The organism is Pseudoalteromonas sp. T1lg21, assembly GCF_002964625.1.
Classification (GTDB): Bacteria; Pseudomonadota; Gammaproteobacteria; order Enterobacterales; family Alteromonadaceae; genus Pseudoalteromonas; species Pseudoalteromonas gelatinilytica.
The window spans coordinates 1-224 of sequence record NZ_PQBX01000072.1; the positions used below are offsets into that span (position 1 = coordinate 1).

Below are 224 nucleotides of genomic sequence, written 5' to 3' on the forward strand. Positions count from 1 at the left end.
GATGCATTAGAAAATGATGATCTTGATGATGCGCTGGATGTTGATGACATTGACTCGTTATTAGATGACGTTCAAGAAGAACAAGCGTCAGTCGAAGAACCAAGTGCAGATCAACTCATTGATGAAGATGATCTTGATATCGATAGCTTAATTGATGAAGCGCAAGTAGCAGAGCCAGCAGCTGAAGAGAACGATGCATTAGAAAATGATGATCTTGATGATGC

General features: G+C 40.2%; 1 protein-coding gene. It reads left to right on the forward strand.

The features are described 5' to 3' along the window. The coding region (locus tag C2M25_RS20715) for a hypothetical protein (protein WP_199775202.1) at window positions 1-224 on the forward strand (224 nt) is incomplete at both ends.